This is a genomic window from Dactylosporangium sp. NPDC051485 (assembly GCF_040682015.1).
Taxonomy (GTDB): domain Bacteria; phylum Actinomycetota; class Actinomycetes; order Mycobacteriales; family Micromonosporaceae; genus Dactylosporangium.
Map to the genome: position 1 here is coordinate 1 of NZ_JBFAZW010000214.1, position 6,372 is coordinate 6,372.

The 6,372-nt window shown below is 72.1% G+C and carries 8 protein-coding genes; 5 read left to right on the plus strand and 3 right to left on the minus strand.

Translation table 11 applies throughout. The annotated features are described in order from the left end of the window. Positions 1-18: 18 nt before the first annotated feature. Entirely contained in the window at positions 19-786 is a 768-nt protein-coding gene (gene map / locus AB0M46_RS50605) for a type I methionyl aminopeptidase (protein WP_363348812.1), read from the minus strand. 35 nt (positions 787-821) lie between these two features. Here map and AB0M46_RS50610 point away from each other — a divergent pair, with 35 nt between their 5' ends. From AB0M46_RS50610 to AB0M46_RS50620, 3 genes are all read left to right on the plus strand, one after another. Then, complete coding sequence (locus AB0M46_RS50610; RefSeq protein WP_363348814.1) at positions 822-1,091, plus strand: helix-turn-helix transcriptional regulator; 270 nt, start codon at positions 822-824, stop codon at positions 1,089-1,091. A 146-nt stretch (positions 1,092-1,237) separates the two neighbouring features. Beyond that, positions 1,238-1,738 carry an endonuclease V gene (locus AB0M46_RS50615; RefSeq protein WP_363348816.1) on the plus strand — a complete coding sequence of 167 codons (501 nt, stop codon included), beginning with the start codon at positions 1,238-1,240 and terminating at the stop codon, positions 1,736-1,738. 333 nt (positions 1,739-2,071) lie between these two features. Then, entirely contained in the window at positions 2,072-3,451 is a 1,380-nt protein-coding gene (locus tag AB0M46_RS50620; RefSeq protein WP_363348818.1) for a carbohydrate-binding protein, read from the plus strand. A gap of 62 nt (positions 3,452-3,513) precedes the next feature. On the opposite strand, the gene AB0M46_RS50625 is transcribed toward AB0M46_RS50620, so the two are convergent. Beyond that, entirely contained in the window at positions 3,514-4,224 is a 711-nt protein-coding gene (locus tag AB0M46_RS50625) for a DUF2470 domain-containing protein (RefSeq protein ID WP_363348820.1), read from the minus strand. 43 nt (positions 4,225-4,267) lie between these two features. Here AB0M46_RS50625 and rpsD point away from each other — a divergent pair, with 43 nt between their 5' ends. After that, positions 4,268-4,876, plus strand: coding sequence for a 30S ribosomal protein S4 (rpsD, locus tag AB0M46_RS50630; RefSeq protein ID WP_363348822.1), 609 nt, complete (start codon positions 4,268-4,270; stop codon positions 4,874-4,876). An 81-nt stretch (positions 4,877-4,957) separates the two neighbouring features. On the opposite strand, the gene AB0M46_RS50635 is transcribed toward rpsD, so the two are convergent. Beyond that, on the minus strand, positions 4,958-5,389 hold the full coding sequence (locus tag AB0M46_RS50635) for a hypothetical protein (protein WP_363348824.1): 432 nt from the start codon (positions 5,387-5,389) through the stop codon (positions 4,958-4,960). Positions 5,390-5,561: 172 nt separating this feature from the next. Between AB0M46_RS50635 and AB0M46_RS50640 the strand changes: the two genes are divergently transcribed. After that, positions 5,562-6,368, plus strand: a complete 807-nt coding sequence (locus AB0M46_RS50640) for a hypothetical protein (protein WP_363348826.1) — start codon at positions 5,562-5,564, stop codon at positions 6,366-6,368. The last annotated feature ends 4 nt before the right edge of the window (positions 6,369-6,372 follow it).

Sequence of the window (6,372 nt, forward strand, 5' to 3'; positions counted from 1 at the left end):
ACTTGTCCGGGGCGGCGATCAGAGCGCGGTCAGGATCTCCGGGCCGGATTCGGTGATGGCCACCGTGTGTTCCCAGTGCGCGGCGCGGGAGCCGTCCACCGTGGACACCGTCCAGCCGTCGAGCAGGAGGCGGTGGCGGTCGGAGCCGCTCTCCACCACCATCGGCTCGATGGCCAGGACCAGGCCGGGGCGCAGGGTGAGGCCGCGGCCCGCTTTGCCCTCGTTCGGCACGTGCGGGTCCTCGTGCATCGCGGTGCCCACGCCGTGGCCGCCGTAGCCCGCCGGCATGCCGTAGCCGGCGGCCCGGCACACCGCCTGGACCGCGTGGGAGATGTCGCCCAGGCGGGCGCCGGGCTGGGCGGCGGCGATGCCGGCGTCCAGCCCGGCCCGGCAGGTGTCCGAGAGGCGCTGGGCACCGTCGTCGATGGTGCCGATGCCCACGGTGACGGCGGAGTCGCCGTGGTAGCCCTCCACGTGGGCGCCGAAGTCGATGGACAGCAGATCGCCCTCGGCGAGGGGGCGGGCGTCCGGGATACCGTGGACGATGGCGTCGTTGACCGAGAGGCACAGGACCGCGGGGTACGGGATGGGGGCGAAGGCCGGGTGGTAGTGCAGGAAGGAGCTCTTCGCGCCCTTCTCGGTGAGCATCTGGCGGGCCAGGTCGTCCAGCTCCAGCAGGGTCACGCCCGGGGCCGCGGCCTCGCTCACGGCCTTCAGGGTCTGCGCGACGACGCGGCCGGCCTCGCGCATGGTTGCCAGTTCTGACGCGCTCTTCAACACCACCATGCGGATATTCTAATACCAGGATTATCATCGTCCACATGGTTCGGAACCCGCTGACCGATGACGAGCGGCACCGAGGGCTGGTGCTGGGGCGCGTGTTGCAGCAGGCGCGCGGGGGGCGCAGCGCGGCCGCCGTGGCGTTCGAGGCCGGGATCTCGCTCGACACGCTGCGCAAGATCGAGCGCGGGGCGATCGCCACGCCCGCGTTCTTCACCGTTGCCGCGCTGGCCCGGGTGCTCGGGCTCGACCTCAGCGCGCTGGCCGAGACGGTGGCCGAGGACAAGAAGCAGGCAACCCGGGTGGCCTGAGCCCCGCGCCGCCCGGGAGCGCGCCGAGGCGCTCGCCGAGGACAAGAAGCAGGCGACCCGGTTGGCCCGAGCCCCACGCCGCCCCCGCGCCGCCCCGCACTGCCCTGAGCCACGCCGAGGCCCGGGCCAGCGGCTATCTTCGTCGGATGACTCGCACCGGGGCCGTCGACGTGCAGTATTTCGACACCGGCGGCGCGCGGGCGGCCCTCGTCGTCGGCGCGGCGCCGACCTTCGACGAGATCGTGCAGGAGCACGTGTGCCGGCTGGCGGAGGTGGCGCCGTACGAGCCGGGAAGCTTCTACAAGCGCGAACTCCCGGCGATCCGGGCCGTGCTGGCCGGCGTGGAGCCGGTCGAATTGCTCGTCGTCGACGGGTACGTCGACCTCGACCCCGACGGCCGCCCCGGCCTCGGCGCGCGGGCGCACGCCGACTTCGGCCTGCCCGTGATCGGCGTGGCCAAGACCGCCTTCCGGACCGCGACCCACGCCGCCGAGATCCGCCGCGGCGGGTCGGACAAGCCCCTCTACGTCACCGCCGCCGGGCTGCCCGTGGCCACCGCGGCCGACTACGTGCGCCGGATGCGCGGCGAGTTCCGGCTCCCGGACGCGCTGCGCCGCGTCGATGCGCTGGCCCGCGGAAGGGCGTAAGGCTCCCGGGCCGACCGGGCCGCGCCACTGCCGGCCGGTGCCCCGCGCACATCCCGGGACAAGCCCACGCCGGCCGCGCCGAGCGACGACGCCGCGGCCGCGCTGCCGGACGACCTGCGGCAGCGCAGGGACGAGGGGCGGCGGGCCGGCCGGGAGCGGCGCGCGGCCGAGGCCGAGGAGCGCCGGGCCAAAGCGAAGGCCCGTCACCGTGGCCACTGACTGAACGGCGCCTTAAGAACACTTGCGGATACATCGACGAAGATGTACTTTTCCCGCAACGCTTAACTTTGTTAACAGTTAGCGTCACGTCCGCACGTGTTCATGGAGGGGTCCATGCAACGCAAAACCCTGATCCCCCTCGCGCTGACCGCCGCCGCCACCCTGGGCGCGACGACTCTCGGCGTGATCAACGCTCAGTCCGCCAGCGCCGCACTCACCAGCAACTGGTACGCCTCGGCGCCGTACCTGATGCCGTTCGACAACAGCCCGCCGGACGCCATCGAGGTCATGAACGCGACCGGCCAGAAGGCCTTCCAGCTCGCGTTCATCCTGGCCCCCAACGGGGGCGGGTGCACCCCGACCTGGGACGGCACCCGGGCCGTCTCCGCCGACACCGACGCGGCCAACCTGATCTCGCGCATCCGCGCCAACGGTGGCGACGTGAGCGTGTCGATCGGCGGCTACGGCGGCACCAAGCTCGGCCAGACCTGTGGCACGCCGGCCGCCACCGCCGCCGCCTATCAGCAGGTCGTCACCAAGTACGGGCTCAAGGCGATCGACTTCGACCTCGAGGAGCCGGAGTACGAGAACGCCGCGGCCGTGCACAACGAGCTCGGCGCCGCGCAGATCCTGCAGCAGAACAACCCCGGGCTGTACGTCTCGGTGACCACGGCCGGCACCGCGGCCGGGACCGGCTGGTTCGGCCAGCAGATGCTCAACGACGCCAAGAGCCTCGGCTTCACCCCGAACAACTTCTCGATCATGCCGTTCGACGGCGGATTCAACGGCGCGTCGGCGCAGACCAGCGCGCTGGAGGCCTTCCACGGCATCCTCATGAACACGTTCGGCTGGGACAGCGCCACCGCGTACGCCCACGAGGGCGTGTCGATGATGAACGGCCGCAGCGACGCCGGCGAGTACTTCCGCCAGGCCGACTTCCAGACCGTGCTCGACTACGCGACCGGCCACCAGCTGGCCCGGTACACGTACTGGTCGGTCAACCGCGACCGCCAGTGCGCCGACCCGAACCAGAGCACCACGTCGGGCACCTGCAGCAGCGTGCCGCAGACCGCGTGGGAGTTCACGAAGTACACGGCCCGCTTCGCCGGCGCCACCCCGCCCACCAGCATCCCGCCGACCTCGAGTTCGCCGACCCCGTCGACCGGCGCCTGCAGCGCCCCGCCGTGGTCCTCGTCGACGGCCTACACGGGCGGCGCGCTGGTGTCGTACAACGGCCACACCTGGAAGGCCCAGTGGTGGACCCAGGGCGAAACCCCCGGCTCGGCCGGCGTCTGGGTCGACCAGGGCACCTGCGGCGGCACCGGCACCACCCAGCCGCCGACCTGCCCGCCGGCCTGGTCCTCCTCGACCGCCTACAACGGCGGGGCGACGGTTTCCTACGGCGGCCACAAGTGGACCGCCAAGTGGTGGACCCAGGGCGACATCCCGGGCAACAACTCGCAGGGCGTCTGGACGGACAACGGCGCCTGCTAGATCCCGCCGGTAGTCAGGGCCGCCGCCCGATGGGTCAGTCGGGCGGCGGCCTTTCCCTTTTGTCAGTGCCCGCCGTGGCAGCACCGGGCCCTGGCATACAGCTCCTGCATCTTGTCGCCGGCCTCCTCCGCACGGTGCAGAGGAGCCAGGAACGGCAGTCGTACGTCCCGAGCCCGCCCGGCGAACTCCAGCCGCAGGACCACGCCGTAGCGGTCGAGCCGGACGGGCAGGATGCGGCGCACGCCGTGCAGGTGGTGCGGCGGGATGAGCCGCGACAGCCGCTCGACCGCGTCCGGGTGCTCCGCGACGAGGTGGCACAGCAGGTCGGCCTCGGCCTCGGCCAGCGGGTCGGGGACCGCGGCGGCGAAGGCGTCGGGGTCCACGGAGATCTCGCGGTCCCGCCCGTACGCCGGGTCCTGCAGCGTCGCCTCGACGAGCTCGAGCGCCAACTCCATCCCGTCCGGCTCGATGAGGCCACGCCCCGATCGACCCGGACCAGGCGCGCCGCCGACCGCGGTGAGCCAGCCGCCGAACGTCGCGCGGGCGCGCACCCGCGAGCGGACCGGGGTCGGCACGACGTCGGTGAGCTCCAGCACGGCGGCGCAGTCTGGCTCGAGAAGTACCGAATCCGGGGCCTGGAGAAGGATGCGACCGGCCTCGACCCGGTGGGCGCCGACCAGGTCGCACCGGCGCCCGGGCACGTGCAGGGTGAGCGAGCCGGCCGCGGCCAGCAACGAGCGCAGCCGCTCGGCCGGGGTGGGGAGCTTTGACATCCGACCTCCTAAGGTTAGGCTTACCTTAGTAGAAAGGAGTCTCGTGAACCAGTCACGCCCCAAGGTCCGCCGCTCCCGCGCGCTGGGCATCCCGCTGACCCCGAAGGACGTCAAGTACTTCGAGCGCCGCCCCTTCCCGCCGGGCCAGCACGGCCGCGCCCGCCCGAAGGTGAGCGACTACAAGGTCCGCCTGCTGGAGAAGCAGCGGCTCAAGGCGCAGTACAACATCCGCGAGAGCCAGCTGCGGGCGGCCTTCGACCGGGCGGTGCGCCGCCCCGGCAAGACCGGCGAGGAGCTCATCGCCGACCTGGAGACGCGCCTGGACGCCCTGGTCCTGCGGGCGGGGTTCGCGCGCACCATCTACCAGGCCCGGCAGGTCGTCACCCACCAGCACGTCAACGTCAACGGCAAGCGCGTCGACCGCCCGTCGGCCCGCCTCCGCCCCGGCGACGTCATCGAGATCGCCGAGCGCAGCCGCCCCAAGACGCCCTTCCAGATCGCCGCGGCGGGCGCCCACGCCGGCGAGCGCACGGCTCCCTACCTCGACACCGACCTGCCCGGCCTGCGCACCCGGCTGATCCGCCTCCCCCTGCGCCAGGAGATCCCGGTCCTGTGCGACGAGCAGCTGATCGTGGAGTTCTACAGCCGCTGACGCTTGGGGCATGACCCACCGTCGGCCGCCGAACAGCAAAACGGCCGGGCATCTGCCCGGCCGCTTGTTGTTGCAAGACGCTTAGTGGGAGGCCACGCCGAAGCCGCCGGCGCCGCTGCCGCCGTGGAACTCGGTGCCCTGCGCGAACGAGTTGTCGAAACGCTGCGAGAGGGCGTCGAGCTCGCCGAACTGGGCCTGGTGGGCGTCCTCGCTGCCCTCGGCGGCGAACACGTGGTCGTCGACGCTGGCGTCGTGGCTGTAGTTGGTGTACTCGTCGGCCTCGTAGTGCACCGCCGGACCCTGGTCGAACGCGACGTGCGTGCCGTGCTGGAAGGCGGTCGACTCGTTCGCGTGGTGGTCGGCCTCGTACACGCCGAACTGGTTGTGGTAGTCGGCCTCCGACCCGTTGGCCTGGTGCAGCTGGTCCAGCGCGCCGTGCTCCTGGCCCGTCGAGAAGTGACCGTAGTCCACGTCGCCGTGGCCGCCGTCGAAGCCGGTGTCCATGTCGCTCATGTGGTGTCTCCCAGGGGTGTCGTCGTCGTTGGTAAGAACGGTACGGGCGCGGCGGGCACGATTGATCCCCGAAACGTGCCACCGTGGCCGCCATTCGTACGTTGACAGGGGCCGCCGGGGTGACAACCCTTGGCCAGCACGAGCCGTTGGCCTGCCCGGGAGTCACCGCTTCATGTCGTACCGTCACCGAATCATCGGCGCCGTGCTCGCCGCCGGGCTGTTGCCCTGGGCCGGCCCCGGGATGTCCGCGGGCGCTCCGGCGGTGCGCTCCGCGGTCACGGCCACGGCCGGCGCCGCGCCGGCGCTCGACGTGCTGTTCGTCGGCAACAGCCTGCTCGGCACCATCAACCAGGGCTCCGGCGAGGACACCCCCAACCTGGTGCGACACCTTGCCACTGCCGCGGGGCGCACGCTCAACGTCACCGAGGTCATCCACTCCGGCTACACGCTGCGCCAGACCTGGAACGACGGGCTGGTCACGACGGCACTCGGGGGCGAGAAGCGGTACGACTTCATCGTGCTGCAGGAGTACAGCACACTGGTCGCCACGAACCCGGCGGCGGCGAGGGACACGCTGCTCAACGTGTACGCCCCCAGCCTTGGGCGCGCGCTCAAGCCGGGCGGCCGGGTGGTGCTGTTCAAGAACTGGGCGCTGGCCGACCCGGCCCCGTTCCCGTCCCGCGCCGCCGCGAAGCGCGCCATCGACGCCAACTACGCGGCCCTGTCGGCCGCCCTCCCCACCCCGAACCTGCTCGCCCCGATCGGCGACGAGTTCGAGACCGTCATCGCCGGCAGGGGCGCGTCGTACCTCATCGCCCCCGACGGCAAGCACCCCAGCGACGCGGCGATCTACCTGGACGCGGTCACGCTGTACGGCATCCTGTTCCGCGAGTCGCCCCGCAACCTCGCCGACCTGTACGTGCCCGCGCCAGCCGCCGCCGAACTCCGCTCGGTCGCGGCCACCGCGATCGGCTACTGACAGC

What these genes read in the sequence shown, in the direction of transcription:
- map (WP_363348812.1), bottom strand. Translation starts at nt 786, where the DNA reads ATGGTGGTGTTGAAGAGCGCGTCAGAACTGGCAACCATGCGCGAGGCC.
- AB0M46_RS50610 (WP_363348814.1), top strand. Translation starts at nt 822, where the DNA reads ATGGTTCGGAACCCGCTGACCGATGACGAGCGGCACCGAGGGCTGGTG.
- AB0M46_RS50615 (WP_363348816.1), top strand. Translation starts at nt 1,238, where the DNA reads ATGACTCGCACCGGGGCCGTCGACGTGCAGTATTTCGACACCGGCGGC.
- AB0M46_RS50620 (WP_363348818.1), top strand. Translation starts at nt 2,072, where the DNA reads ATGCAACGCAAAACCCTGATCCCCCTCGCGCTGACCGCCGCCGCCACC.
- AB0M46_RS50625 (WP_363348820.1), bottom strand. Translation starts at nt 4,224, where the DNA reads ATGTCAAAGCTCCCCACCCCGGCCGAGCGGCTGCGCTCGTTGCTGGCC.
- AB0M46_RS50635 (WP_363348824.1), bottom strand. Translation starts at nt 5,389, where the DNA reads ATGAGCGACATGGACACCGGCTTCGACGGCGGCCACGGCGACGTGGAC.
- AB0M46_RS50640 (WP_363348826.1), top strand. Translation starts at nt 5,562, where the DNA reads ATGTCGTACCGTCACCGAATCATCGGCGCCGTGCTCGCCGCCGGGCTG.